Origin of the sequence: Halalkalicoccus tibetensis (genome assembly GCF_037996645.1) — an archaeon.
Taxonomy (GTDB): Archaea; Halobacteriota; Halobacteria; order Halobacteriales; family Halalkalicoccaceae; genus Halalkalicoccus; species Halalkalicoccus tibetensis.
In genome coordinates this window covers 795,930-819,363 of sequence record NZ_JBBMXV010000003.1, presented here as the reverse complement: position 1 = coordinate 819,363, position 23,434 = coordinate 795,930, and the positions used below count along the sequence as shown (strand labels likewise).

Here is a 23,434-nt window from a genome sequence, read left to right as displayed (position 1 = left end):
GATGACGCGCGCGACGTTGTTGTCCTGTTCGGTGCGCTGCTGTGCACAGCCCCACATCAGGTCGTCGATCTCGTCGCCGCTCAGGCCGGTCTCGGCGAGGATCTCGTCGATCAGCGGGATCGAGAGGTCCTCGCTGCGCACCTCCGCGAGCGCGCCGTCCTGTTTCCCCTGTGGGGTGCGAAGCGCCTGGACGATCACCGGCGTCGTATCGGATGGCATCGAACCCGTTTCGGGCGGGACGAACTTAAACGGCCCCGAAACTATCGTCATCGAACGTTGAGTTTATCCATCGGGGGAGGGGGCGGGGACCGCCTGACCGGCGGCACGGCAGTCCGCGAGCCTGTCGCGGGCCCAGGCGACAGCGGCATCGGTGCCGGTAACGGCCGCGCCTCGGACGTTTCCGTCGTCGCCGTAGACGCCGAGCCAGACGGTCGAATCGTCGAGGAGGACGATCCCCAGGTCGGGGCGGTCCGCCTCGGGGAGCCGATAGAGGGTGAAATCCGGTGCCGCGAGCGCCTCCCGGAGCTCCTCGTCGTACCCCGAACGGAGCCCTTCGATGAGCGACGTATCGAGGAAGAGCTCGATCTCGGTGTCCGTTCGGGTGATCTGGTGGTGGAACAGCGAGACGTGCTGTGGGAACGCGACCGGCGAGTAGCCCGCGAGTCGATCGGCGCCCTCGACCAGCTCCTCGAGGCGCCGGATCGGCTCGTGGGGCAACGGGTGGCCGGCAGGGACGACCTCCGCCCCGACGAGGACGTCCGCGCTGATAGCGGTGTCGGGCGGGAGGTGAGCGAGGAGATCGAGGACCGAAGAGAGACACTCCAAACGATCGAGCAGCGACGCGAACTCGCGATAGAGCAGCTCGCCGAACAGCGTCAGCCGATAGTCGCCCTCCACCCGCTCGACCATGGCGGCCGACTCGAGCTCGCGGATCGCCCGATCGACCGTCTGGCGGGAGACGTCGAGCTGGCACGTGAGGTCACGTTTGTCCCGCGGGGTGTCGACCAGACACCCGAGCACCGCCTCTCGGCGGCGAACGAGCTCGAGGAGGTCGCGGGATCGTGTCCTCATGACTGATAGTTAGAGTTTCGGAGATAAAAAGGTTGGTTATTCTATAAGTATCGGGCGCGACGGGACGACGCGGTCACCGCTCGGTCGATGGCGTTAAGAATCCAGGACCATAAAGGGGCTAGGAATGAGCAATTCGGCGCTTTCGGTGGTCGAGTTTCTACTGACGGCCCACGCCTACAGCACCGACCGGCGCTTCGACGAGAACGACCTCCCGGCCGAGTACCGCAAGGTCTACTGGGACGACGGGGAGATCGAGCGGCCGCTCTCGGTGACCGAGGAGGTCGCCCGCGAGGCGACGGGGGTCGAGGAGCCCTGGGAGGCGGTCTCGGACCTCCTGTTCACCCAGCGCGAGGAGTTCTCGGGCGGGCTCTCGCTGTCGGATCCCGATCTGGCCGCCGACTGGTTCGCCGATCGGGCCGACGAGGAGCGACTGGCGGAGAACCCGACGCTCTCGGGGTTCTACGAGGACCGCGACATCGACGTCCCCGTCGACTACGAACGGGCCCGCGAGAACGCCCGGCCGATCCAGGCCGACCGGGTCTGGATCGACAACCTGCTCGAGACCTACTTCGACCCCGACGACGAGGAGGAGGCCGAGATGCTCGATCTGGTCGACATCCGCGCGCCCGAGGAGATCGAGATGACGCTCGACGACCTCGTGCTGACCGAACAGCAGGAGGCCGAGATCGCGAAGATCGTCAAGGCCATCGAGCACCGCGACTACCTCGCACGGATCGGACTCCGGGAGATCGGCAAGCTGCTGTTCGTGGGGCCGCCCGGGACCGGCAAGACGACCACCTCGCGGGCGCTGGCCCACGACCTCGACCTCCCGTTCGTGGAGGTCAAACTGTCGATGATCACCTCGCAGTATCTCGGCGAGACCGCGAAGAACGTCGACAAGGTCTTCGAGGTCGCCAAACGCCTCTCGCCCTGCATCCTCTTCATCGACGAGTTCGACTTCGTCGCCAAGACCAGAAAGAGCGACGAGCACGCCGCGATCAAGCGCGCGGTCAACACCCTGCTGAAGTCGATCGACGAGGTGAGCCTGATCCAGGACGAGGTGCTGTTGATCGGCGCGACCAACCACCCCGACCAGCTCGACGCCGCCGCCTGGCGCCGCTTCGACGAGATCGTCAACTTCCCGAAGCCCGACGACCGGATGCGCGCGGACATCCTCTCGGTGATCACCCGCGAGATGGAGATCACCGGGTTCGACCCCGAGGAGGTCGCCGAAGAGACCGAGGGGCTGACCGGCAGTGACCTCCGGATGGTCCTCCGGGAGGCGGTGTTGGAGGCGCTGACCGAGAACCGCCGCACGCTGACCCAGCGCGACCTGCTCGACGCGGTCACGGACTTCGAGGAGCGTGACACCCTGAAGGACCTCGACATGATCGAGGGCGACCACGAGGCGCTGGTCGCGGGCGGGGACCCCGGCGGGCACGACCACGACCACGATCACGACCACTGATGCAGGTCACGCTGTTGGGGACGGGCGACACCACCGGCACGCCGACGCCGGGCTGTGACTGTGGCACCTGCGAGCGCGCCCGCGAGCTCGGCGTCGAGCGCAGCCGCTTTTCGATTCACGTCGAGAACGAGCGGACCGGCGAGTCGCTGCTGATCGACGCCAGCCCCGACTTCCGCCACCAGTTCCTCACCGAGGACGTTCCCCTCCCCGACGCGATGGTCATCAGCCACATCCACTTCGACCACCTCGACGGGCTGGGCAACGCCTACCGGCTGTTCGACGATCTCCCGGTTCACGCCGCAAGCGAGGTCGATCCCGCGACCGGCGAGAGCGTCGCCGGCACCATCAGGGACAAGTACGACTACCTCGACCGGATCACGGTCCACGATCACGCGCCCTTCGAGAGCTTCGAGACCTGCGGGTTCGACGTGACGCTCGTCCCGGTCGACCACCCGCCGCTGGTCTGCTACGGCCTCGTGGTCGAGACCGACGGGGCGAAGCTCTCGCTGACGGGCGACACCAGCTACGACCTGCCCGACCGCTCGAAGGAAGCGCTCGCCGACCCGGACCTCCTGCTCGCGGACGCGATCGTTCCCGCGTCGCTGTGCGAGCACCACCCGATCGGGGGCAACCACCACGCGCCCGACGGGACGCCCCGCACCTTCGGGACCAAACACATGACCCGCGAGGGCGCGCTGGCGCTGGCCGACGAGCTCGACGCCGGGCGGACCCGTTTGGTCCACCTCGCGCATTTCTACCCGCCCGGGGAGGCCTTCGAGGAGCCGCTGGCGATCGACGGCGAGCGCTACGAGCTCCGATAGCCCGGCGGTTCTGATACGTCGTTGACCGGAACTCGCTATCGGAACGCCTATTGGCGCGGCCGGCCGGTCACGTACAATGACTCGCAGGCGAGAGATACTGGCGTATGGGGCCGCGCTGTCGGCGCTGCTCGCCGGTTGTACCGACGACGGCGGCGAGGAAGGCGAGGCCGACGACGGGAACGGAAACGGCGAGGAGCCGGCCGCACCCGAGGACGACGCGGACGACGAGCCGACCGACGGCGCGGACGACGAAGGCGACGAGGACGAGCAAGCCGACGAGCCCGAGGACGGCGAGGAGGAAGAAGAGGAAGACGAGGAGGAGGGCGACAACACCCCCGAGGACCACCCGGCGGCGGAAGGGATCGACGACCAGCCGACGCTGGGCGATCCCGCGAGCGCCCCTGGGACGATCGTCGAGTTCTCCGACCCCTCCTGTGGGGTCTGTGCGGCCTTCCACGACGGCAACTTCCAGGAGATCGAGAGCGAGCTGGTCGAGCCCGGCGACGCGGCGGTCGTCTTCCGGCCCTACCCGGTCCGTGACTACGAGATCAGCGAGCCCGGCTCGCAGGCCCTGCTCGCGACCCACGACCGCGACGAGGAGGCGTTCTGGGAGCTCAAGCAGTTCTACTACGACGAACACGGCTCGTTCGGCCTCGACGACGTCTACGACCGGACCGCCCAGTTCCTGAACGAGAACACCGACGTCGACGGCGACGCGGTCGCCGAGGACGCCGAAAGCGAGGCCTACGGCTCCGAGCTCGACGCGAACCTCGACGCCGGGATGGACGCCGGCGCGGGCGGCGAGACGCCCGTCTTCTACCTCTTCCGCGAGGGCGAGTTCGTCACCGAGATCCGGGGCAACCAGAACATCGAGGTCTTCAGGACCGCCCTGGAGCTCTGACCATGGCGGCCAAGCGCAGCGAACGCGGCTGGCTGCCCACCCGGAAGCGCGACTGGCGGCGGATGGGCCGGACCGCGCGGCTCGTCCTCTCGATCCCCCTCTACGCCGCGGTCGCGCTGTTCGCGGGACTCGTGGGGCTGACGCTGTTCGTCGTCACGCAGAACGTCCCCCTCGTGCGCGATCTCGTGATATTCGGCCCGCTGCCCCTCGGGGACCGGCTGACGATCCTGCTCAACCTCTTTCCCTTCGTCGGGACGGGCTTCGATCTGCCCACCTCGCTGCTGCTGGTGGCGATCGGCGGGCTCACCGGCGTGAACGTCGCCATGCTGCTCTATCACCTGCGCGAACACCGCGTCTCGCTGGGCGGGAGCTCGGGCAGCGTCGGCGGCGTGGTCTTCGGCACCCTCGGGGCGGGCTGTGCGGCCTGCGGGTCGGCGGTCGTCGCCGGCGCGCTCGGCGTCTTCGGCGCGGGCTGGGTCCTCGCGCTCCTGCCGCTCGAAGGGCTGGAGTTCGCGCTGCTGGGGATCGTCGTGCTCGTGCTTTCTACATACTGGCTCGCCGAAGGGATGCGCGGCGGCGAGGTCGCGGGCTGTCCGGTCGACCTCTAGAAGCCAGAAGAGCTCGTTTCTCGTGAGCGCCGGCCACTGCCGCGGGCGACCGGCGCGTCCATTCTCCATTACATCCGGTTCGACTGTCCTGTTCGCCAGGAGACCCTGGATCCGGCCCTGGTTTCGACGACGACCGAGAGGGTTTAGGGTCGCCGAAAAACGGAAAGGACTATATCTCTTTAGGTAGCCCTAAACCGTATGGCAGATAGCCCGCAGGGGAGACACACGCGTCGGACCGTGCTGCTGTCCGGCGGATCGGCCGTCGGGCTCTCGCTCGCCGGCTGTATCGGCGGCTCGGACGAAGAGGGGGAAGACGGTGACGAGGGCAGCGGGGGCGGGGACGGAGGCGAGGGCGGTGGGGAGGACGAGGGCGGAGAGGGTTCATACACCGTCTCGATGGAGCCCGTCGGCGAGGTCGAGTTCGAGTCGCCGCCCGAGCGGGTCGTGACCTACTTCCCGGGCTACGCCGACATGTGCGTCGCGCTCGGCGTCGAGGACTCCCTGATAGCGATGGCCGAGACGAACCGCTATCACACGGAGTACTACGACGAACTCGACGGCGTGTCGATCGACACGGAGGGAGTACAGGACGTCCTCGGCGAGAGCGGGATCGACCGGGAGGTCTTCTACGAACTCGACGCCGACCTCCACCTGATCGACCCGGAATGGCTCATCAACAACGAGGCGTTCGGCCTCGACGAGAGCGACGTCGAGGAGATCGACGAGGCGGTCGCCCCCTTCCTCGGGAACACGATCTTCCGGCGAACGGACGAGTGGCACGACTACGAGTACTACACACTCTACGAGGCCTTCGAGAGGGTCGCACGGGTCTATCGGGAGGAAGAACGCTACGAGGCGTTCGTCGAGTTCCACGACGGGTTCGTCTCCGACGTGCAGGACCGACTGCCCGAGGAGCGCCCGAACGCGCTGTTGGTCTTCGGCGACGGCGACGAGCCCGAGCAGTTCTCGCCGTACCGCCTCGCCGACGAGGGGACGAACAAGAAGCAGTTCCACGACCTGGGGATCGAGGACGCGCTCGCCGGGACGGGGATCGAGGGGCTCTCGACGAGCGATCGCGGGCAGATCGACTTCGAGACGATGCTCGAGGTCGACCCCGACGCCCTGCTCGTGCGTGGCCACGAGGACGAATCGGCCGAGGAGTTCGAGGACACCGTCGTGACGTTCATGGAGGGGCACCCGGTCGCGAGCGAACTGACCGCCGTCGAGGAGGGACGGGTGTTCCGCGGCGGCCCGATCTACCAGGGCCCGATCCAGAATCTCTTTACGACCGAACGCGCCGCCCGGGCGTTCTTTCCCGCGGAGTTCGACGAGGAGGAGCTCTTCGATCGGGAGGAGCTTTCGGGGATCGTCGACGGCCAATGACGACCACCATCGACCGCGCGGACGAGCGGGTCCGCCGCGAACGAGAGGCGATCGAGGCGAAGCAAACGGCCTACCGGAGGTTCCGCGTGCGCCTGGAGTCCGTCTCCACGCGAAGTTCGTCGAGCGGGGCCGGCGAGACGCTCGTCGCCACGAGCGGCGGGACACGGGCCCGGCCGATCCGCGAGGCGTTCGCCGAGACGGTGGCGACGGTCTGTGAGGAGCGCCCGACCGGGGAGCTGCTCGCGGCGGAGCTCGGCGAGGAGGTCGCGACCCATCTCACGACCAATGGGGTAACGCCGGCGCTGCGGCGCGCGGTCCGAACCGAGAGCGAGCGCCGGGGGGCCGAGCTCGCCGCGATGGACGGCGCCCTCGGGGCCGAGGCCGATTCCCTCGAACGCGCGGCGAACGTCGTCGACTCGGTCCGCGAGTGGCTGATCGAAGTCGACGAGAGGCCGCTCCCGGAGCTCGGGTTCGAGGAGCTCCGGGAGCGCCACGCACGTCTCGCTGGCTTTCGGGACGACTGTGAGGGGCTCGTCGCCGATCGGCAGGCCCATCTCGGCCGAACGACGGGCGCGGAGGGCCAGGCGGGGGTGCGCCACGACGACCTCCGGGCGTACCTCTACGAGGAACTTCCCGTCGACCACCCGGTGCCCGTCACCGCGACGCGCCTCGACGGACTATGTACTGAGGCCCAGCGGACGGTCCGGGACCACCTCGTGAGGCGGGTCTGAATGGCGGGGGAGAACAGAGCCGCCGAGCGCTCGACCCGGGCGGGACGGTTCGGCTGGCTGGCAGACGCCCAGCTGATATCGCTCGCTCTCGCGAGCACGCTGATCGTCGTCGCCGCGGGGCTCGTCCAGGTCAGCTTCGGCGCCTACTCGATGAGCCTCGCGGAGGCCTGGCGGGCGGTGTTCGATCCCGTCGTCTGGACGAACCCGGGCGTGATCGCGGAGCTGCTGCTGGGCGAGGAGCTGGCGGCGACGCTGGGGCTCTCGGCGGGCGTCGAGCTCTCCCGCGAGACGCTGATCGTCTGGAACATCCGCATGCCGCGGGTGCTCGTGGGCGCGTTCGTCGGGATGAACCTCGCGGTCTCGGGGGCGATCTTCCAGGCGGTGACCCGAAACGAGCTCGCGAGCCCGTTCATCCTGGGGGTCTCCTCGGGGGCGGGTCTGATGATCCTGCTGACGCTGGTCGTCTTCAGCGGGCTGACGACGCTGCTGCCGGTCATCGCCTCCGTCGGCGGCGCGGCCGCCTTCCTCATCGTCTACGCCATCGCCTGGAAGGGGGGGACCAGCCCCGTCCGGTTAGTGCTCGCGGGCGTCATCGTCGGCACCGTCCTCAACTCCCTACAGACGGGGATCTTCTTCTTCGCCGACGACATCGGCGTCGTCCAGAACGCCATCTCCTGGACGACCGGCTCGCTGACGGGCACCGACTGGGGGCAGGTCCGCATGATCCTGCCCTGGACGCTGGTGGCGATGGCGCTCGCGCTCGTGAGCTCCCGGCAGCTGAACGTTCTCTTACTGGGGGAGCGCACCGCCAGCGCGCTCGGGATGTCCGTCGAAAAGGTCCGCTTCGCGCTCTCGGGCGTGGCGGTGCTGGCCGCCGCCGCGAGCATCGCCGCGGCGGGGATCGTCAGCTTCGTCGGCCTGATCGTCCCCCACGTGGTGCGAAACGTCGTCGGCAGCGACTACAAGCGCCTGATCGTCGGCTGCCTGTTCGCCGGCCCGGCGCTGATGGTCGCCGCCGACGTGGGCGCGCGCCTGGCGCTCAGCCCGGTCCAGATCCCCGTCGGGATCGTCACCGGGCTGATCGGCGGGCCGTACTTCCTCTATCTGATGCGCAAGAAACAGCAACTCGGTGAGATCTGATGAGCCACCACACGAACCTCCGAACCAGACTGGGTGCATCGACCGGCTCGACCCCCGCGGACACGGGCGTTTCGACCGACGCGCGCGCGGGCGGCGGGCCCGAACGGACGGACGGCGCGACGTTCGCCGGCGAGGGGCTCACCATCGGCTACGGCGGCTCGGAGCCGGTGATCGACGGCGAGTCGATCCGCGTCCCGCCCGGCGAGGTCAGCGCGCTGATCGGGCCCAACGGGTCGGGAAAGAGCACCCTGCTGAAGGGGCTCGCGAACCAGCTCCCGATCGACTCGGGCTCGGTCGTCCTCGACGGCCGGGAGATCCACGAGCTCGGCGCGAAGGAGCTGGCCCGACGGCTTGGCCTGCTCTCCCAGGAGAACGTCGCGCCGGGCTCGATCGACGTCGAGGAGCTGGTCTATCACGGCCGGTACCCTCACAGGGGCTTCTTCGAGAGCGTGGGCGAGGAGGACGAGTGTGCGGTCCGGGACGCGATCTCGCTCGCGGGCATCGACCACCTGCGGGATCGCGACGTGAGCAGCCTGAGCGGCGGGCAGAAGCAGCTCGTCTGGATCGCGATGGTGCTCGCCCAGGAGACCGACGTCCTGCTGCTCGACGAGCCGACGACCTTCCTCGACATGCACCACCAGCTCGAGGTGATGGAGATCGTCCGCACCCTCAAGGAGGAACGCGAGATCACGGTCGTGGTCGTGCTCCACGACATCGACCAGGCCGCCCGCTACGCCGACCACGTCTTCGCGTTGAAAGAGGGCGCGATCCACGCGCGCGGCCGCCCCGAGGAGGTCGTCACCGAGGAGCTGCTCGCGGAGGTGTTCGGCGTCGACGCGGCGGTCGAACCCACCGAACGCGGCCCCCGCGTGATGCCGATCCGCGCGCGCCACGAGCCCGAGGACTGAGCCGATCAGCCACCTCACGATGACCACGAACCCCCCGCTGGTCGAACTCCGCACGCGGGTCGAGGCGCTCGCGAGCCCGACCGGCGAGTACGTCCTGCGCTGCCGTCGGCTCGGCGATCGGCCGGTCCCGGCGGCCGGGCTGCGATTCGAGAGCCGACCGGCCGCCCGTGTGGCGGCCCGGGTTACCGAACAGTATCGGGCGGCGCTTCGCCGCTACGATCCGACGCTTCCGCGCTACGACGTCGTCGTCCATCAGGAGTGTCCGCCGGCCGAAAACGGTCCGAGCCCGCCCGGAGCCGGGGCGATCCACGGCTCGCGATGAGCGCCGCCCGCTCAGACGCCGTTGACGATGTCGGCGACGCGTTCGCGGTCGAACAGTTGCTCCCCGTCGGGGATCGCCTCGGAATCGCCGGGCCACTCGCCGAACCGGTCGGGGAAGACCTGCTTCGCGAGCGCCTCCGTCGAGAACAGGTGGACGATCGGGCCCATGAACTGGCCCGCCGCGCGCACGACGTTGCCGTTCTGCACTGCTTGCAGCTCGCTCGCCGTCGAGTGGTTCTCCAGCGGCTCGACGACCTCCGTCTGCCACTCCTCGCCGGTCATCGACGAGAGGTTCAGCGCCGAGAGGTAGTCGGGCTCGATCTCCAGCAGCGTCTCGTAGCCCACGGGCCCGTCGACGTGCTGGCCCTCGAAGGCGTCGACGAGCCCGAGATCCCGGTAGCTCTGCGTGTCGTTTCGCTTCTCGTGGATCGGCGCGGGATTGAACTCGCCCGCGTCGGCGTCCAGCCCGCGCCAGAAGACGGCGACCGAGGGCCGCTCGTCTTCGGGGGGCAGTTCGGCCTCGACGTCGGCGATGAACTCCTCGTGCAGATCGACCCACGCCTCGTACTGCTCCTGGCGCTGGAAGACCTCCGCGTTCCTCTCGAGGGCCTCGTACATCGTGTAGTACGGTTCTTGGCCGTCGAAGTCGAAGCGGATCTGCGAGCCCAGATACGGCGCGACGTTCCCCTCGATCTCCGCGACGTCCTCGTCGCTCCAGCCCGAGTACTCCTGCAGCATGCGCGGGTCCATCAGGTGGACGTCGGCGTCCATCTCGTAGAAGACCTCCTTGTCGTAGCTGCGCGCCGATTCCCCGTCGCCGAAGATCACGACCTCCTCCTCGTCGAACTCGACGCCGGGGAGCTGGTCGTAGAACTTCGTCGGGTGGCGTTCGAGATACGCCAGCCCCTCGGGCTGGATGCCGAAGGCCATCGAGAGGTCCATCCACGCGCCGGGGATGGTCGCGTAGGTCTCGGGCACCTCCTCGAAGGTGTGTGTTCCCGCCGGCTCGACGGTCACCTCGTAGGGCGTCCCGCCGTCCCCGTCGCCCGCTCCGGTCTCCTCCTCGTTTCCGGTCCCGGCCCCCTCGCTTCCCTCGCTCGCCTCGTCGTCGTCCCCGCCGATACAGCCCGCAACGGCGGCCGCGATCAGTCCCGCACCGGACGTCAGCAGTCGTCTGCGTTGCATACGTGTTTTAGGCTTACCTAAAAATAGAAAAGCGTTCTCCTTTTGGCTGACCTAAAACGTTCGTCGGATGCGGTCGTCCCCGGGCGGGGAGAGGGGTGAGAACGAGAAGCCCGGAACACGAGCCGGGAGGAACGGATCAGCGGAAGCTATCGAGGCCGGCCTGGCGGCGCTTGGTGCCCTCGGGGTCGGTGACCCAGGGGGTTCGACGGTCTCGTTCGGCGGCCGGCTCCGCCTCGGGCGGATCGGCGGGCTCGTGGCCGGGGCAGGACGGGCCACACTCGCCGGGGTCGACGACCCGGTCGTAGTACGAACAGTACGGGACGCTCGCGCCCTCGACCTCGCCGACGTCTCCGTGAGCACAGGCCGGCGGGTCGAGGCGCCACCCCTTGCCGTAGGCGCGTTCGGCGATCCGGCGGCGTTTCCGTGCCTTCTCGGCCGGCGGGACCGGCGAGACGTCGGTCCGAAGCGGCCGGGATTCGCCGAGTTCGAGGCCCCATCCCGTGGAGTCGAGCGGCGTAGCCTCCCTGATCACCTCACGCTCGCCGTCGTGGAGCCGCCAGACGCCGACCGACTCGGGGATCCGGTTGAGATGCGCGCGGGTCACGTAGCTTCCGGTCGCGAGGACCACCCGGTCGACCAAGCCCAGGGAGACGTCGAAGCGGAGCTGGCGTTCGAGGTCGCCCGGGCTTGCGAGGTCGGGCTTGTTCTCGATCGCGGTGATCGTCGAGAACCAGTCGGTATAGCGGGTCGTCTGGCGGAGATACTCCCGGCCGCCGCGGCGGGTTCGCTCGAGGAATCCGATCTCGACCGCGCGCTCGAGGGCCTCCCGGACGTACTCGCCGCCGCCCGCGACCGCCTCCCGCCAGTAGCGGGCTCGTCCGGTGCCGACGTCGGCCTCGATCGCGAGCGCGGGGATCGTCTCGGGAGTGATCGCCGCCCGCTCGTCGAAGTCGGGGCCGGGCTCGACGTGAACGACGTCGAGGATCCGGCTGCCCGGGGCGGCGACCGCGCCGCCGAGCTGGCGCGAGACGATTCCCGCCGTCTCGCGCTCGAGACGGGCACAGACCGACAGCTCGAAGGCGAACTCACGCACACCGGAGGGAGGCGCCGCGGTGAGAAAAGCCTGTCACCCGAACCCATCGAACGACAGGCCTAACCCTGTCCTCCCGAACCGTCGGGCATGCAGGGATACTCCCGGCGGGCGCTGCTCGCGAGCGCCGGCGCGCTGTCTGCCGGCGCGCTCGCGGGCTGTACGGGCGGCGACGACGGCGGTGAGCGCGAGTGTTCGGGCGACCAGCGGGACGTCGACGTCGAGCCGGCGGGCGACCCCGACAGCGACGTGACGGTCGCGGCCTACGAGGACTTCGAGTGTCCGGGCTGTGGCCAATACGCCCAGGAGGTCTATCCGGCGGCCGTCGAGGAGTTCGTCGAGGCCGGCGAGGTCGCCTACGAGCACCGCGACTTCCCGGTGACGATCGGCGACGAGTGGTCCTGGCGGGTGCCGAACGCCGCCTTCGCGGTCGCAGAGGACGCCGGCGAGGAGGCCTACTACGCGTTCATCAAGGAAGTGTATCAGTTCCAGGGCGAGTACAGCGAGGACGACGTCGCGGGACTCGCAGCGGAGCTGGGCGCCGACGAGGACGTCGTCAGAGAGGCGATCGAGGAGGAACCCTTCTGCGAGCAGATCAACGACAGCGTCGCGGAGGCCGAGGACCGAGACGTCACGGCCACGCCGACCGTCTTCGTCAACGACGAACAGCTAGAGGCGCCTGACAGCGGGGAGCTGCGCGAGGCGATCGAGGCGGAGCTGAACTAGTTCAGCCCGACTCCTCGGCGTAGAGCAGCGCGAGCACGACGAACAGCGCGAGCTCGGCGACCTTCGAGCCCAGCGCAATCGGGTCCGAGCGGAGGTGGCCCTCGCCGAGCAGGACCTCGCCGAACGTGTGGCTGTGCCCGCCGAGCCCGGACCCCCAGGGCCACCAAACGCCGTGGCCGAACATGTGCCAGCCGAAGTAGCCCGCGACGTAGACGACCATGAGCCCCATCCCCGCGAGCGCGGCGGTCCGGATCGGGACGGCCCCGTCGGCGACCAGCGCCATTCCGAGCAGGATCGCGACCGCCGAGAGGACGAACGCGAGCGGCCGCGGGTCGGGAAGCGCCGGGATCGAGAGATACGTCATCAGCGCGAAGATCCCGAAGTCGGGATGGAACAGGTGCAGGGCCGCGACGACGACCGCGAGGGCGGCCGCGGCGTATCGGAGGACGCGCCCGTTCATTCGCGATCACCCAGAGACGCGAGGACCGCGAATCCGACCGCGGCGCCGGCCTCGACTGACTTCGAGACCAGCGCGTAGGCGTCCTCGAGGAGGTGGTCGGCGAGCACGGTCAGCGTGCCGTCGTCGTGGTCGTGATCGTCGTGTCCGTGGTCGTGGCTATGGCCGTCGCCGTCGTGATCGTGGTCGTCGTCGTGGCTGTGTCCGTGACCGTTCTCGTCGTGATCGTGGCTGTGACCGTCGCCGTTGTGATCGTGTCCATCGTCGTGACTGTGGCCGTCGCCGCCGTGGTCGTGGAGGTCGACCCCGAGGGTCGACTCGGCGACGCCGAAGGCGTGAACGTCCGCGTACGCCAGCAGGAACAGCGCCATTAACCCGGTGCCGGCCGCGTAGGCCGTCGTGGCGACGGGGGTCAGGACGATCGTCCCGAGCAGCGCGATCGCCGCGAGCCCGCCCAGCAGGTAGAGGGCCGGCAGTAGGACCGATCCGTCGCCCGAAACCGCCTCGACCAGCCCCGAGATCCCTAACGAGAGGTGGATGACTGCCGAGACGAACACCAGTACGCCGACGATAGAGAGGAGTCGCGTCTTCATCTGTCTCGTGTCCCGAGCTTGGCGTCCGACACCCATTCCGTTACTGGTTCGTTCGTCGAACGGCGGGTCAGACCCCGGACGACGAGCCGACGGCCGCCTTTCCCTCGCAGCGCGGGGGGTTTTCAGCGAGCGGCGCCTCCCTCGAAACATGGAACGGGAACGGACGAGCCGACGAGGGTTCGTCGCGCTCGCCGGCACGACCGCCGGCGCCGCGCTCGCCGGCTGTACGGGCGGCGGGGGCGGCACCGACCCCGGCGAGGTCGAGGAGGAGCCCGCCGACGGGGGCGAAACCCGGGAGATCGAGGGGGCCAACGTCTTCATCGAGGTCGTCGACGGGAACGAGGTGGCCGTTCCGGGTGCCACCGTGACGGTCGACGGCGGCACGTACGACGACGAGGAGTTCGAGACCGATCCCGAGGGAACCGTCGTCCTCCAGGGGGTCGAACCCGGCGAGTACACCGTCACGGCGAGCAACGACGAGGGCGAGGACGAGGCGGCGTTCTCGATCGAGGCAGGCGAGGACAGGGAGATCTCCCTCGAACTGCCGGCCGAACCGGAGGACGAGCCCGACGAGATCGGGAACGGGTGATCGGGGCCGCGTACGCGGTGCGTTCACACCGCTCGAAGGTAGGAGAACAGTAGGTTTATCAGTCGTTCGGGGCGAACAGTCATCAAATTACTATGGAGGCAACCCTAGCGAGAGACCAACAGCAACCGGAGGTGAACATCGGACTGGTCGGCCACGTCGATCACGGCAAGACGACGCTGGTACAGGCCCTCTCGGGCTCGTGGACCGACCAGCACTCCGAGGAGATGAAACGCGGGATCTCCATCCGTCTGGGCTACGCGGACGCGACGTTCCGGCGCTGTCCGGGCGTCGAGGAGCCCGACTGCTACACCGTCGAGGAGACCTGCCCCGACGGCTCGGAGAGCGAGGTCGTCCGCACGGTCTCGTTCGTCGACGCACCGGGCCACGAGACGCTGATGGCGACGATGCTTTCGGGGGCCTCGATCATGGACGGCGCCGTCCTCGTAGTCAGCGCGACCGAGGACGTCCCCCAACCCCAGACCGAGGAGCACCTGATGGCGCTCGACATCATCGGGATCGAGAACGTCGTCGTCGCCCAGAACAAGGTCGACCTGGTCGACCGCGAGCAGGCCCAGCGAAGCTACGAACAGATCAAGGAGTTCGTCTCCGGCACCGTCGCCGAGGACGCCCCGATCGTCCCGATCAGCGCCCAGCAGGAGGTCAACATCGACTACCTCATGGGCGCCATCGAGGAGGAGATCCCCACGCCCGAGCGCGACCCCGAGGCCGACCCGCGACTGCACGTCGCGCGCAGCTTCGACATCAACCGCCCAGGGACGACCTGGGAGGGGCTGACCGGCGGCGTGATCGGCGGGAGCCTCGTCTCGGGCCATCTGGAGGTCGGCGACGAGCTCGAGGTCCGACCGGGCCGCGAGGTCGAGGAGGGCGGCCAGTCGGAGTGGCAGCCCATCCACACGGACGTCCGTTCGATCCAGGCCGGCGGCGAGGACGTCGACCGGGCGGTGCCGGGCGGCCTGCTGGGCGTCGGCACCGGGCTCGACCCCAGCCTGACGAAGGGCGACGCGCTGGCGGGCCAGATCGCCGGGATCCCGGGGACGCTGCCGCCGACCTGGGAGTCGTTCACGATGGACGTCGACCTGCTCGAGCGGGTCGTCGGCGCCGACGAGGGCGAGACCGTCGATCCGATCTCCACGGGCGAGCCCCTGATGATGACGATCGGCACCGCCACCACGGTCGGCGCGGTCACGAGCGCCCGCGAGGGCGAGTGCGAGGTCTCGCTCAAGCGGCCGGTCTGTGCGCCCGTCGGCGCGCAGATCGCGATGAACCGCAGAGTCGGCACGCGCTGGCGGCTCATCGGGATCGGTACCCTGAAGGAGTAGATGACCGTCGTCTGCATGGACACCAACGCCCTGATGATGCCGGTCGAATGCGACCTGCGGGTGTTCGAGGAGGTCGAGCGCCTGCTTCCCGAGGCGGAGCTCGTCGTTCCCGACGCCGTTCGTCGGGAGCTGCGGAACCTCGCCGGCGGGGCGAGCGAGGAGGCGGTCGCCGCCTCGGTCGGGTTGGACCTCGCGGAGCGCTGTCGGCCGATCGCGGTCGAGAGCGGGGAGTCACACGCTGACGACGCCATCGTCTCGCTCGCGCGGGCGGGCGAGTGCGACTACGTGGTCACGAACGACGGTCCGCTGCGCGAGCGCCTGCACGACGCCGGCGTTCCAGTAATTGGTTTAAGGGGCCGGAACGAACTCGCAGTCACTCAGCCATAATATGTATAAACGGGTCACACTCACGGACACGGTCGAGGTGCCGCCCGAGCGGCTCGCGGACGTCTCGACGGACATGGTACGCAAGCTGCTCCAGGACAAGCTCGAGGGACGAATGGACGAGGACGTCGGCAGCGTCGTCTCGGTCGTCTCGGTCAACGACATCGGCGAGGGGGCGGTCCTCCCGAACCGGCCGGGCGTCTACTACGAGGCGGAGTTCGACGCCGTCACGTTCGATCCCAACATGCAGGAGGTCATCGACGGGACGGTCGTCGAGGTCGTGGAGTTCGGCGCGTTCGTCGGGATCGGCCCCGTCGACGGGCTGCTGCACGTCTCACAGATCTCCGACGAGTACCTCTCCTACGACGCGGAGAACCAGCAGCTCGCTTCCAACGAGTCGAACCGCACCCTCGGGGTCGACGACGCCGTACGCGCGCGGATCGTCACCAAGAGCATCGACGAACGCAACCCCCGGGACTCGAAGATCGGGCTGACCGCGAAACAGCCCGGACTCGGGAAACACGGCTGGCTCGCCGAGGAGCACGAGGGACGCCAGCAGGCGGCGGGTGACGACTAGATGGCCCGCGACCGCCAGGTCTGTCGGGACTGTCACCGCGTCGTCGAGCCCGACACCAACGCCTGTCCCTCCTGCGGGTCGACCTCCTTCACCGACGACTGGGCGGGCTACGTGGTGATTTCCCACCCCGAGGACAGCGATATCGCGAGCGAGATGCAGGTCACCGAGCCCGGCGAGTACGCGCTCAAGGTCCGCTGATGGGCGACAGCGAGGTCGTCCTCACGCTGCCCGACGAGCTCCGCGGGGCGTTCAAGGACCCGATGGGGCCGGTCGAGACCGACGCCGAGGTGCTCTCGGGCGACGTCTCGGGACCCCTGATCGCCGTCGGCGACGTCGTCTCCTACCACTTCGAGCGGATCGGCCACACCCCCGACGTCGCCGTCGTCGACGGGCTGACCGAGCGCGACGCTGTCGAGCCCGAGGTCGCGGACGTCCTCGAGACCAGCAGCGCCCGCCGGATCACCGCGACGAACCCGGCCGCGACCCTCTCCGAGTCGATGCTCCGGGCGCTCCGGGAGGCGCTCGGGAGCGAGGAGCCCGTCGCGATCGACGTCGACGGCGAGGAGGACCTCGTGGTTCTGCCCGCGCTCGTCCTCGCGCCCGAGGGCGCGAGCGTCGTCTACGGCCAGCCCGGCGAGGGGATGGTCCACGTAGAGGTCGACGAGGGGACGAAGGAGCGTGCGCGCGGGCTGTTGGAGCGCATGGGCGGCGACCACGAGCGGCTGTGGGAGCTTCTGGACGGGTAGTTCGACTTCGCTCGAAGCCGCCACAACGGTTAAGCGATTCCTGCACACATCTGTATACATGGGCGAGACGGAGTACCGGAACGTCCGGCTCACCGAGGAGGCCTACCGGCGTCTCGAGAGCCGGAAACGGGACGGCGAGTCGTTCTCTGATACCGTCGAGCGGATCGCCGGCGAGCGCTCCTTGCTGGATCTGTCGGGGGTCCTCACCGACGAGGAGGCTGCGGAGATGCGCGAGGCGATCGACGGGAGCGAGGACCGTTCCCGGGAACGTCTCGACCGGCTGACGGACCGGATGGACCCGTGATCGTCGATACCGACGTTCTGATCGACGTGATGCAGGGCGACGATCGGGCGACGGGGCGGATCGGAGATCTAGAGTCCCGGCGGATCCCGCTCCGTCTCTCGTCGGTGTCGTTGTTCGAGTTATACCACGGCATCGAGCGGGTCGGGGATCCCGCGAACCGACGCCAACGGATAGAAGCGGTTCTCGATTCGAAACAGGTCTACCCCGCCGATAGCGCCGTGATGAAGAAGGCCGGACGCATCGACGGACGGCTCGCGGCCGAGGGCCGGGCCGTCGGTATGGGTGATACGATCATCGCCGCAACGGGGCTCGTTCACGAGGAACCGGTCCTGACGCGAAACGTCGATCACTTCGAGCGGATCGACGGGTTGACCGTCGAATCGTACTGATCATCGGGATGGCCGAGTTCGACTACTGACGAGCGTCGACGAGCAACAACGCTGCGAACGACGCCACGAGCGTCACGAGGAAGACGATCAGTACGGTCGTCGATCCGACCGGGCCGATCAGGAGCGGTGTCATCCAGAGGGCGACCAGTGCGAGGACGACCGAGGCGACGAGATAGAGGACTTTCGTCGCGAGCGACGACTTCGGTGGGGTGGTGTTCTGTGTACTCATAGCATACATGTATATCGTTTGACGATAAGGTCTGTGGCCGAATCGGTGACGCAGTCGGATCGAAACGGGGAGTCTCAGATCTCGTTGAGCTTTCTCAGTAGTTGCCCCTCGTACTCCTCGTCGCTCTCGACGCCCTTCATCTCGAGGACGTTGCGCTCCAGTTTGTCGAGCGCGACGTGGAACGCGGAGTTCGCGCCGTAGCCCTCGCCGCTACCGGCGACCTGCCCGCGGTTGGTGCGCAGGCGGATCTGGCAGTGGATCAGCGGCGTCCCGCGGAGCTTCTCCTTGTGTTCCTGGAACCGGACGTGGGCGTGGTGGACCTGCATCCGGCGGTACTTGTCGGTGACGCCGGTGATGTCCGCGCGGACGTCCTCCCGGGAGAGGGTATCGAGCAGCGCGATATTGGTGATCTGGACGTCCATATGTTCGTCCTCGGTGAAGGTGAGCGCGCGCAGGACGTCCGTCTTGGTGACGACGCCCGTGACCTGCCGGTCGTCCGGGTCGGCGGTGACGATCAGCCCGTTGTAGTCGTGGTCGAACATCCGACCGACCGCGGCGCTGACGGCCTCCTCGCGGGAGGCGGTCTCGACGGGGCTGTTCATCACGTCGTACACCGGTATATCGAGGATGCGCTCGAGGTCGCCGCCCCGGTCGCCGACGGTGGCCTTGTCCATGTCGCGGATGATCACGTCCCGGAGGTCGTGGGTCGTGACGACGCCCTCGAGCTGGCCGTCGTCGGCGAGGACGGGCAGCCGGGAGATGGCGTGTTCCCGAAGGAGGTTGATCGCCCGGCCGACGGTGGTGTCGCGGTTGACCGAGACGACCTCGTCGGTGTAGATCTGCTCGACGGTGATCGCGTCGAGGTTCTCGAGGACGCTCTCGAGGACCGCGTTGGCGGTGATGATTCCCCACAGCTCCTCGCCCTCGAAGACCGGCGCGACGGAGGTGCCGCCCTCGACGAGCATGCGCGCGACCTCACGGATGTCCTCCCCGCGGTCGATCCCCGGGGCCGAACGCATGAACGCCGAGGCCTTGGTGTTGTCCTCGACGTGTGACTGGAGGATCTGGCGCTCGGTCACGATGCCGGCGTACTCGCCGTCATCGGTGATCACGATCGCCTTCGGGTTCGACTCCTCGAAGGCGGCTCGGATCTTCCCGAAGCGTTCTCCGACGTCGGCCTCCGTGTACTCGGTGGTCGCTATATCATCGATATCCATCGTCTCGTTCGAACTTCGCCGTCCACCGTAATCAACGTTAGTCATTCGCACGGCGATACCGTTTAGCACTCCCCACCCCTCGTATGCGGTATGCGGTTCGACATCACCGTCCTCGGACGCTACACGTATCTCGCCACGATCGTCTTCTGGGGCGCGATCGCCGGGCTGTTGCTCCGCCGGGCGGGCGCGCTCGGACGCGCCGCGAAGACGATCGCGGTGCTCTATCCGGTCGCGTACTTCTGGGACTGGTACACCCTCGAGGTCGGCGTCTTCGACATCGTCGAGCGGACGGGCTACGAGGTCGCGGGCATCCCCATCGAGGAACACTGCTTCATCGTCGTCGTCCCCTCGCTCGTGCTCGGATTTCACGAGACGCTTCACGACGTCTCGGAACCCGACACCGACTCGTCGTGATCCCGCCGGACGATCAGCACGGGACAGCCCACCGCCTCGACGAGCCGCTCGGGTCGGTCCCCGAGGAGGCGGTCCCTGATCGAGGGCTCGGTCTCGCCGATCACGACCGCGTCGTGGGTCGCCGCCACCTCGGCGATGGCGGGGATCGGGCGATCCGCGACGCGGACCTCGAGGTCGAACAATCCGGGGTCGAGTCCCTGCTCGACGAGGCGCTCGCGGGCCCCACGCAGGACCAGCTCGCTCTCCTCGCGGCGGTCCTCCTCGGGCGCGACGTGAAGCAGCGTCACCCCGACGGTGACCTCCTCGACCAGCGCGTCGACGAACGCGACGATCCGCCCGACGTTCGTTCCCCCCCGGACCGGGACGAGCACGCGCTCGAGGCGCTCGATCGCCCCCGGTGCGAGCACCGCGTCGCAGGCGTACTCCTCGGCCACCCGCTCGATCGTCTCGACCCGGTCGGGCGTGAACACGAGCAGCGACTCGACGCCGGCCCGGTCGGCGAGCAGGGGCGCGAGGACCCCCTCGACGCGGTCGACGGCCTCGTCCTCGAACTCCCCCCGGGCCTGTTCGGGGGTGGTCTGCTCGGGGATCGGGTAGTAGCCCAGGACGACGGGGTCGAACGCCTCGAGGAGCCGGTAGAGATGGGGCGACGGCTCGACGTCGCGCGAGGCGTCGATCGGGACGAGCACCCGGAACCGGGTCGGGTCGGCCCCGACCGACCGGGAAGCGTCGGGGTCCGGGCTCATCCGTGGACACCCCGGAGCGAGACCTCGCGGCCGTAGAGCAGGTACCAGCCCGCCGCCGTCGCGAGCACGAGGAGCCCGACGACCTGCGAGGCGGGCGCCATGAAGGCGATCAGCCCGAAGCTGGCGAGCGCGCCGATCGCCGGAAGGACGGGGTAGCCGGGCGCCCGGAAGACCGGGTCGTACCAGTCGGGGTCGCTCCGGCGGAGCTCGATCAGCGTCAGGCAGATCAGCCCGTACATCACCAGATGGAGGAAGGAGGCCACCTCCGCGAGGGTCTCGACGGGGCCGAACAGCACGAGAACGATCACCGGCCCGCCCGCGAGTAGGATCGCGACGTGTGGGGTGCTGTAGCGTCGGTTGAGCCGGCCCGCCTCGTCGGGGAGGAGCGCGTCGTTGCTCAGCGCGTAGATCGCCCGCGAGGCGGAAAGGATCGAGGCGTTCGCACTGGAGACCGTCGCGAGCAGGCCGGCGACGAGGATCGCGATCGCGCCGGGGGTGCCGACGTAGCTGCGCGCGACCTCGACGGGGGCGGTCTCACCGAGCTCGGCGAGCCGGGCGCTGCCGAAGGCCGCCGTCGAGACGTAGATCATCGTCACGTAGAGGACGCCGACGACGAGGACGCTCCCGACCATCGCGATCGGGAGGTTCCGCCCGGGATCCCGGATGTCGCCCGCGACGGTCGCGACCTGGACGAACCCCAGATAGGAGGTGAAGACGAGCGCGGCGGTGGTCAGGACGGGCCAGGCGCCGTGGGGCGCGAAGCGTTCCGGCGGGCTGGTCGCCCCGATCACGCCCAGCGAGTCGAGGGTGCCGTAGGTGAGAAACGCCGCGAGAATACCGAGCAAGAGGGTGACGATGACGTTCTGGAGGTCCCCCGCACGCTCGGTGCCGCCGACGCTCACGCCGGTGAGGACGACCGCCCCGAGGAGGGCGACGCCGACCACCACGTTCCCGCCGCCGGTCCCGACGATCGCGGCGGCGTACTCGCCGAAGCCGACGAGGTAGAAGGCGCTGGCGAACACCAGACCGATCCAGAGGCTGATCCCGACGACACAGCCCGGAAGCGTGCCGAAGCCCCGCGAGACGAAGTAGTAGCCGCCGCCGCTCTTGGGCATCGCCGTCGCGAGCTCGGAGGCCGGAAGCGCGACGAGCAGGGCGATCACCGCGCCGATCCCGAAGGAGGCGGTCGCCGCGAGGCCGGCCCGGCCGGCGGCGATGCCCGGGAAGACGAAGATCCCCGCCCCGATCATGGTCCCGATGCCGATGGCGAGCGCCGCGCGCAGTCCGAGGGTCCGTTCGAGCTCCGATTCCGTCTCGACGCGCACCTCGGTAGCCATGCTCCGAGTGAAGCGGTAGCACCCCTATAAGCTATCGGTCAGCCGACCCTCGCGCCACACTCGACGCAGCTCCCCATGCCCGCGGCGTTGATCGCCCCGCAGTCGGGACAACGGACCGTCCCCGGGGTCGTCCCGGTGACCTCCTCGACGAAGCCCGCGAGCGAGTGCGAGCGCTCGACGGTTCGGAGCTCCTCCTCGGTCATGAGCCGGTAGATCAGGTCGTCGTCGCGGACGCGTTCGAGCAGGCGCACCAGCCCGAGGAACATCAGCGTCGGCGTGACGATCACGAAGACCGCGACCGCGAGCCGGAAGAGCAGGCCGGGGTCGGGAAGCTGCATGGGATAGGCTGGGGATCCAGCGGGTAAGCCCTATCGCCGCCCCGAACCCCTACTCCGGGGCGCCGGCCGCGAACTCCCCTTCGGCGTCGAATTCGAGCTCCTCCGCCTCCTTGACGACCCGGAGGTCCTCCCGTTCGCGGGCGGCCTCACAGAGCGCCTCGGAGGCGTAACAGCGCTGGAGGCGCATCGTGTCCGTCACTCGGAGGACGCGCGCCTCGGAGCCCGCCACGGGGCCGATGGTGCCGAGGGCGGCCGTCAGCCCCGCCCGATCGCTCCCGACCACCGGCGGGAGGCGCACCCCGCGAACGGTGCTCGCGGTGATCGCGTTGATCAGGGTCTTGGAGGGTTCGAGCCCCTCGAAGACGTCCCGATGAGCGAAGTCGGCCTGGCCCATCCCCATCGCGTTACCCTTCGTCCGGTCGGTGAAGCCGCGCACGTAGATCCGCTTCACCTCGGGCGAGTCGGGCTCGGGCTCGTTGATGGTGAAATGGCGCCGGCCGGTGACGTTGGTGTCCATCCCCTGCCCGCTGACGTCCTTGCCCAGCTGGTCGACGACGAGGACGTCGATAGCGTCGAACGGAAGCTTGGGCATGCGTTCCCACGCGGTCTCGAGGAGTTCGGCCTCGCGTTTGAGGAACCCGGAGGGAGGGATGGCCTCGAGGCTGTCGGTGTCGTCGTGCTCGTCCTCGAGGATCGCGACGCCGCCGGCGACCGGCAGTCGCTCTAAGAGAATCTCGGTGATCTCGGGGAGCATGTTCCGGAGGCTCCAGTCGACCGCCCAGTCGTGGGCGGTCTTCGCGCCGCGCTGCTTGCCCATCCCGATGACGAGCATCTTCGAGAGCCCGCTCTCGACGTCGCCGCCGAAGTCCGTGTGGGGTTTGATCCGGTTCACGGGGACGATCGCCTCGGCCTCGACGGCGTTGGCGTCGGCATAGACGGGTACGTCGCGCTCGGGCGTGCGTCCGACCTCCACGACCTCCATCGTCGCCCGGATCGGGCAGCCGACCGACTCCTCGGTGACGCCGAGGGTGGCGAGCTTGTCGACCTGTCCCTCCGCGGTCGCACCCCCATGAGAGCCCATCGCCGGGAAGACGAACGGCTCGTAGCCCGACTCCTCGACGCCCCGGACCACGCCGCAAACGATCTCGGGCAGGTTCGCGATTCCTCGACTGCCCGCGCCGATCGCCACCTCGCCGCCCTCCGGGACTTCGTCGAAGGGGAGCTCTTCGACCGCTGCTGCTGCTCGATCTTCGATTTCGTCGGTGGGTATGGGGTCGGTCTCCCAGATCTGTTCGATCACTCCCATCCGCGGGAACTCGACCTCCCCGCAGGCCTCTCGGATGGTCTCCTCGGGTACCACGAGATCAGTTGGCATACCCGATGGAAGGGGGCGAGGGGGTAAAGAAACCCGTGGAGGAACG

The 23,434-nt window shown here is 68.7% G+C and carries 31 protein-coding genes; 19 read left to right on the top strand and 12 right to left on the bottom strand.

Translation table 11 applies throughout. The features are described from left to right. Positions 1 to 219 (bottom strand): thiolase family protein (locus WOA58_RS12670; RefSeq protein WP_461782292.1); only part of this gene is annotated, 219 nt, incomplete at its 3' end. Between the two features lie 63 nt (positions 220 to 282). Next, positions 283 to 1,071 carry a helix-turn-helix transcriptional regulator gene (locus tag WOA58_RS12665; RefSeq protein ID WP_340604584.1) on the bottom strand — a complete coding sequence of 263 codons (789 nt, stop codon included), beginning with the start codon at positions 1,069 to 1,071 and terminating at the stop codon, positions 283 to 285. A 124-nt stretch (positions 1,072 to 1,195) separates the two neighbouring features. Here WOA58_RS12665 and WOA58_RS12660 point away from each other — a divergent pair, with 124 nt between their 5' ends. From WOA58_RS12660 to WOA58_RS12620, 9 genes are all read left to right on the top strand, one after another. Continuing rightward, entirely contained in the window at positions 1,196 to 2,539 is a 1,344-nt protein-coding gene (locus tag WOA58_RS12660) for an ATP-binding protein (protein WP_340604583.1), read from the top strand. Next, positions 2,539 to 3,360 (top strand): MBL fold metallo-hydrolase, encoded by an 822-nt coding sequence (locus WOA58_RS12655; protein WP_340604582.1) that lies wholly within the window; start codon positions 2,539 to 2,541, stop codon positions 3,358 to 3,360. The genes WOA58_RS12660 and WOA58_RS12655 overlap by 1 nt, the downstream gene beginning before the upstream one ends. Before the next feature lie 76 nt (positions 3,361 to 3,436). After that, on the top strand, positions 3,437 to 4,261 hold the full coding sequence (locus tag WOA58_RS12650; RefSeq protein ID WP_340604581.1) for a DsbA family protein: 825 nt from the start codon (positions 3,437 to 3,439) through the stop codon (positions 4,259 to 4,261). A gap of 2 nt (positions 4,262 to 4,263) precedes the next feature. Continuing rightward, the gene (locus tag WOA58_RS12645; RefSeq protein ID WP_340604580.1) at positions 4,264 to 4,869 is read left to right on the top strand and encodes a hypothetical protein; all 606 of its coding nucleotides are present in this window, start codon (positions 4,264 to 4,266) and stop codon (positions 4,867 to 4,869) included. A 198-nt stretch (positions 4,870 to 5,067) separates the two neighbouring features. Beyond that, a complete protein-coding gene (locus tag WOA58_RS12640) occupies positions 5,068 to 6,252 on the top strand; it encodes an ABC transporter substrate-binding protein (RefSeq protein WP_340604579.1) in 1,185 nt (394 codons plus the stop codon). After that, positions 6,249 to 6,983 (top strand): DUF7260 family protein, encoded by a 735-nt coding sequence (locus WOA58_RS12635; protein ID WP_340604578.1) that lies wholly within the window; start codon positions 6,249 to 6,251, stop codon positions 6,981 to 6,983. The genes WOA58_RS12640 and WOA58_RS12635 overlap by 4 nt, the downstream gene beginning before the upstream one ends. Continuing rightward, positions 6,984 to 8,123 (top strand): FecCD family ABC transporter permease, encoded by a 1,140-nt coding sequence (locus WOA58_RS12630; protein ID WP_340604577.1) that lies wholly within the window; start codon positions 6,984 to 6,986, stop codon positions 8,121 to 8,123. Then, entirely contained in the window at positions 8,123 to 9,031 is a 909-nt protein-coding gene (locus WOA58_RS12625) for an ABC transporter ATP-binding protein (protein WP_340604576.1), read from the top strand. Before WOA58_RS12630 ends, WOA58_RS12625 begins: the two co-directional genes overlap by 1 nt. Before the next feature lie 19 nt (positions 9,032 to 9,050). Beyond that, positions 9,051 to 9,353 carry a DUF7552 domain-containing protein gene (locus WOA58_RS12620; RefSeq protein WP_340604575.1) on the top strand — a complete coding sequence of 101 codons (303 nt, stop codon included), beginning with the start codon at positions 9,051 to 9,053 and terminating at the stop codon, positions 9,351 to 9,353. Between the two features lie 11 nt (positions 9,354 to 9,364). Here the strand turns inward: WOA58_RS12620 and WOA58_RS12615 are convergent, their stop codons facing one another. Both WOA58_RS12615 and WOA58_RS12610 read right to left on the bottom strand, forming a co-directional pair. Next, positions 9,365 to 10,537 (bottom strand): ABC transporter substrate-binding protein, encoded by a 1,173-nt coding sequence (locus tag WOA58_RS12615; RefSeq protein WP_340604574.1) that lies wholly within the window; start codon positions 10,535 to 10,537, stop codon positions 9,365 to 9,367. Between the two features lie 136 nt (positions 10,538 to 10,673). Continuing rightward, positions 10,674 to 11,630 carry a DUF5787 family protein gene (locus WOA58_RS12610; RefSeq protein WP_340604573.1) on the bottom strand — a complete coding sequence of 319 codons (957 nt, stop codon included), beginning with the start codon at positions 11,628 to 11,630 and terminating at the stop codon, positions 10,674 to 10,676. Between the two features lie 87 nt (positions 11,631 to 11,717). Between WOA58_RS12610 and WOA58_RS12605 the strand changes: the two genes are divergently transcribed. Further along, positions 11,718 to 12,353 carry a DsbA family protein gene (locus WOA58_RS12605; RefSeq protein ID WP_340604572.1) on the top strand — a complete coding sequence of 212 codons (636 nt, stop codon included), beginning with the start codon at positions 11,718 to 11,720 and terminating at the stop codon, positions 12,351 to 12,353. Position 12,354: 1 nt separating this feature from the next. Here the strand turns inward: WOA58_RS12605 and WOA58_RS12600 are convergent, their stop codons facing one another. Next, positions 12,355 to 12,813 (bottom strand): hypothetical protein, encoded by a 459-nt coding sequence (locus WOA58_RS12600; RefSeq protein ID WP_340604571.1) that lies wholly within the window; start codon positions 12,811 to 12,813, stop codon positions 12,355 to 12,357. Continuing rightward, complete coding sequence (locus tag WOA58_RS12595) at positions 12,810 to 13,403, bottom strand: hypothetical protein (RefSeq protein WP_340604570.1); 594 nt, start codon at positions 13,401 to 13,403, stop codon at positions 12,810 to 12,812. The genes WOA58_RS12600 and WOA58_RS12595 overlap by 4 nt, the downstream gene beginning before the upstream one ends. A 148-nt stretch (positions 13,404 to 13,551) precedes the next feature. On the opposite strand from WOA58_RS12595, the gene WOA58_RS12590 reads away from it, so the two are divergent. The 8 genes from WOA58_RS12590 (at position 13,552) to WOA58_RS12555 (ending at position 17,732) form a co-directional block, all read left to right on the top strand. Next, on the top strand, positions 13,552 to 13,992 hold the full coding sequence (locus tag WOA58_RS12590; protein WP_340604569.1) for a carboxypeptidase-like regulatory domain-containing protein: 441 nt from the start codon (positions 13,552 to 13,554) through the stop codon (positions 13,990 to 13,992). Positions 13,993 to 14,084: 92 nt separating this feature from the next. Then, positions 14,085 to 15,332: a translation initiation factor IF-2 subunit gamma gene (locus WOA58_RS12585; protein WP_340604568.1), complete on the top strand. Its 1,248-nt coding sequence runs from the start codon at positions 14,085 to 14,087 to the stop codon at positions 15,330 to 15,332. A gap of 15 nt (positions 15,333 to 15,347) precedes the next feature. Then, on the top strand, positions 15,348 to 15,719 hold the full coding sequence (locus WOA58_RS12580) for a DUF188 domain-containing protein (RefSeq protein WP_390220956.1): 372 nt from the start codon (positions 15,348 to 15,350) through the stop codon (positions 15,717 to 15,719). 1 nt (position 15,720) lies between these two features. Continuing rightward, positions 15,721 to 16,293 (top strand): DNA-directed RNA polymerase, encoded by a 573-nt coding sequence (locus WOA58_RS12575; RefSeq protein ID WP_340604566.1) that lies wholly within the window; start codon positions 15,721 to 15,723, stop codon positions 16,291 to 16,293. Beyond that, entirely contained in the window at positions 16,294 to 16,491 is a 198-nt protein-coding gene (gene spt4 / locus WOA58_RS12570; protein ID WP_340604565.1) for a transcription elongation factor subunit Spt4, read from the top strand. It begins immediately after the preceding gene. Next, entirely contained in the window at positions 16,491 to 17,039 is a 549-nt protein-coding gene (locus WOA58_RS12565; protein ID WP_340604564.1) for a GTP-dependent dephospho-CoA kinase family protein, read from the top strand. The genes spt4 and WOA58_RS12565 overlap by 1 nt, the downstream gene beginning before the upstream one ends. A 58-nt stretch (positions 17,040 to 17,097) precedes the next feature. Then, positions 17,098 to 17,343 carry an antitoxin VapB family protein gene (locus WOA58_RS12560; RefSeq protein ID WP_340604563.1) on the top strand — a complete coding sequence of 82 codons (246 nt, stop codon included), beginning with the start codon at positions 17,098 to 17,100 and terminating at the stop codon, positions 17,341 to 17,343. Further along, positions 17,340 to 17,732 (top strand): type II toxin-antitoxin system VapC family toxin, encoded by a 393-nt coding sequence (locus tag WOA58_RS12555; protein WP_340604562.1) that lies wholly within the window; start codon positions 17,340 to 17,342, stop codon positions 17,730 to 17,732. The genes WOA58_RS12560 and WOA58_RS12555 overlap by 4 nt, the downstream gene beginning before the upstream one ends. Before the next feature lie 22 nt (positions 17,733 to 17,754). On the opposite strand, the gene WOA58_RS12550 is transcribed toward WOA58_RS12555, so the two are convergent. Continuing rightward, positions 17,755 to 17,961, bottom strand: a complete 207-nt coding sequence (locus WOA58_RS12550; protein WP_340604561.1) for a hypothetical protein — start codon at positions 17,959 to 17,961, stop codon at positions 17,755 to 17,757. Between the two features lie 74 nt (positions 17,962 to 18,035). After that, on the bottom strand, positions 18,036 to 19,178 hold the full coding sequence (locus WOA58_RS12545; protein WP_340604559.1) for a CBS domain-containing protein: 1,143 nt from the start codon (positions 19,176 to 19,178) through the stop codon (positions 18,036 to 18,038). Positions 19,179 to 19,268: 90 nt separating this feature from the next. Between WOA58_RS12545 and WOA58_RS12540 the strand changes: the two genes are divergently transcribed. Then, positions 19,269 to 19,592 (top strand): lycopene cyclase domain-containing protein, encoded by a 324-nt coding sequence (locus WOA58_RS12540; protein WP_340604558.1) that lies wholly within the window; start codon positions 19,269 to 19,271, stop codon positions 19,590 to 19,592. Here the strand turns inward: WOA58_RS12540 and WOA58_RS12535 are convergent. From WOA58_RS12535 to WOA58_RS12520, 4 genes are read right to left on the bottom strand one after another with little or no spacing between them, the layout of a single operon-like run. Then, positions 19,556 to 20,338, bottom strand: a complete 783-nt coding sequence (locus WOA58_RS12535) for a universal stress protein (protein WP_340604557.1) — start codon at positions 20,336 to 20,338, stop codon at positions 19,556 to 19,558. The two genes, WOA58_RS12540 and WOA58_RS12535, sit on opposite strands and share 37 nt — an antisense overlap. Beyond that, positions 20,335 to 21,675, bottom strand: a complete 1,341-nt coding sequence (locus WOA58_RS12530) for an APC family permease (protein ID WP_340604556.1) — start codon at positions 21,673 to 21,675, stop codon at positions 20,335 to 20,337. The genes WOA58_RS12535 and WOA58_RS12530 overlap by 4 nt, the downstream gene beginning before the upstream one ends. A gap of 38 nt (positions 21,676 to 21,713) precedes the next feature. Continuing rightward, a complete protein-coding gene (locus WOA58_RS12525) occupies positions 21,714 to 22,013 on the bottom strand; it encodes a hypothetical protein (protein ID WP_340604555.1) in 300 nt (99 codons plus the stop codon). 49 nt (positions 22,014 to 22,062) lie between these two features. Then, positions 22,063 to 23,388: a nickel pincer cofactor-dependent isomerase, group 22 gene (locus WOA58_RS12520; protein ID WP_340604554.1), complete on the bottom strand. Its 1,326-nt coding sequence runs from the start codon at positions 23,386 to 23,388 to the stop codon at positions 22,063 to 22,065. Positions 23,389 to 23,434 lie beyond the last annotated feature (46 nt).

What these genes read in the sequence shown, in the direction of transcription:
- WOA58_RS12665 (WP_340604584.1), bottom strand. Translation starts at nt 1,071, where the DNA reads ATGAGGACACGATCCCGCGACCTCCTCGAGCTCGTTCGCCGCCGAGAG.
- WOA58_RS12660 (WP_340604583.1), top strand. Translation starts at nt 1,196, where the DNA reads ATGAGCAATTCGGCGCTTTCGGTGGTCGAGTTTCTACTGACGGCCCAC.
- WOA58_RS12655 (WP_340604582.1), top strand. Translation starts at nt 2,539, where the DNA reads ATGCAGGTCACGCTGTTGGGGACGGGCGACACCACCGGCACGCCGACG.
- WOA58_RS12650 (WP_340604581.1), top strand. Translation starts at nt 3,437, where the DNA reads ATGACTCGCAGGCGAGAGATACTGGCGTATGGGGCCGCGCTGTCGGCG.
- WOA58_RS12645 (WP_340604580.1), top strand. Translation starts at nt 4,264, where the DNA reads ATGGCGGCCAAGCGCAGCGAACGCGGCTGGCTGCCCACCCGGAAGCGC.
- WOA58_RS12640 (WP_340604579.1), top strand. Translation starts at nt 5,068, where the DNA reads ATGGCAGATAGCCCGCAGGGGAGACACACGCGTCGGACCGTGCTGCTG.
- WOA58_RS12635 (WP_340604578.1), top strand. Translation starts at nt 6,249, where the DNA reads ATGACGACCACCATCGACCGCGCGGACGAGCGGGTCCGCCGCGAACGA.
- WOA58_RS12630 (WP_340604577.1), top strand. Translation starts at nt 6,984, where the DNA reads ATGGCGGGGGAGAACAGAGCCGCCGAGCGCTCGACCCGGGCGGGACGG.
- WOA58_RS12625 (WP_340604576.1), top strand. Translation starts at nt 8,123, where the DNA reads ATGAGCCACCACACGAACCTCCGAACCAGACTGGGTGCATCGACCGGC.
- WOA58_RS12620 (WP_340604575.1), top strand. Translation starts at nt 9,051, where the DNA reads ATGACCACGAACCCCCCGCTGGTCGAACTCCGCACGCGGGTCGAGGCG.
- WOA58_RS12615 (WP_340604574.1), bottom strand. Translation starts at nt 10,537, where the DNA reads ATGCAACGCAGACGACTGCTGACGTCCGGTGCGGGACTGATCGCGGCC.
- WOA58_RS12605 (WP_340604572.1), top strand. Translation starts at nt 11,718, where the DNA reads ATGCAGGGATACTCCCGGCGGGCGCTGCTCGCGAGCGCCGGCGCGCTG.
- WOA58_RS12600 (WP_340604571.1), bottom strand. Translation starts at nt 12,813, where the DNA reads ATGAACGGGCGCGTCCTCCGATACGCCGCGGCCGCCCTCGCGGTCGTC.
- WOA58_RS12595 (WP_340604570.1), bottom strand. Translation starts at nt 13,403, where the DNA reads ATGAAGACGCGACTCCTCTCTATCGTCGGCGTACTGGTGTTCGTCTCG.
- WOA58_RS12590 (WP_340604569.1), top strand. Translation starts at nt 13,552, where the DNA reads ATGGAACGGGAACGGACGAGCCGACGAGGGTTCGTCGCGCTCGCCGGC.
- WOA58_RS12585 (WP_340604568.1), top strand. Translation starts at nt 14,085, where the DNA reads ATGGAGGCAACCCTAGCGAGAGACCAACAGCAACCGGAGGTGAACATC.
- WOA58_RS12580 (WP_390220956.1), top strand. Translation starts at nt 15,348, where the DNA reads ATGGACACCAACGCCCTGATGATGCCGGTCGAATGCGACCTGCGGGTG.
- WOA58_RS12575 (WP_340604566.1), top strand. Translation starts at nt 15,721, where the DNA reads ATGTATAAACGGGTCACACTCACGGACACGGTCGAGGTGCCGCCCGAG.
- spt4 (WP_340604565.1), top strand. Translation starts at nt 16,294, where the DNA reads ATGGCCCGCGACCGCCAGGTCTGTCGGGACTGTCACCGCGTCGTCGAG.
- WOA58_RS12565 (WP_340604564.1), top strand. Translation starts at nt 16,491, where the DNA reads ATGGGCGACAGCGAGGTCGTCCTCACGCTGCCCGACGAGCTCCGCGGG.
- WOA58_RS12560 (WP_340604563.1), top strand. Translation starts at nt 17,098, where the DNA reads ATGGGCGAGACGGAGTACCGGAACGTCCGGCTCACCGAGGAGGCCTAC.
- WOA58_RS12550 (WP_340604561.1), bottom strand. Translation starts at nt 17,961, where the DNA reads ATGAGTACACAGAACACCACCCCACCGAAGTCGTCGCTCGCGACGAAA.
- WOA58_RS12545 (WP_340604559.1), bottom strand. Translation starts at nt 19,178, where the DNA reads ATGGATATCGATGATATAGCGACCACCGAGTACACGGAGGCCGACGTC.
- WOA58_RS12540 (WP_340604558.1), top strand. Translation starts at nt 19,269, where the DNA reads ATGCGGTTCGACATCACCGTCCTCGGACGCTACACGTATCTCGCCACG.
- WOA58_RS12535 (WP_340604557.1), bottom strand. Translation starts at nt 20,338, where the DNA reads ATGAGCCCGGACCCCGACGCTTCCCGGTCGGTCGGGGCCGACCCGACC.
- WOA58_RS12530 (WP_340604556.1), bottom strand. Translation starts at nt 21,675, where the DNA reads ATGGCTACCGAGGTGCGCGTCGAGACGGAATCGGAGCTCGAACGGACC.
- WOA58_RS12525 (WP_340604555.1), bottom strand. Translation starts at nt 22,013, where the DNA reads ATGCAGCTTCCCGACCCCGGCCTGCTCTTCCGGCTCGCGGTCGCGGTC.
- WOA58_RS12520 (WP_340604554.1), bottom strand. Translation starts at nt 23,388, where the DNA reads ATGCCAACTGATCTCGTGGTACCCGAGGAGACCATCCGAGAGGCCTGC.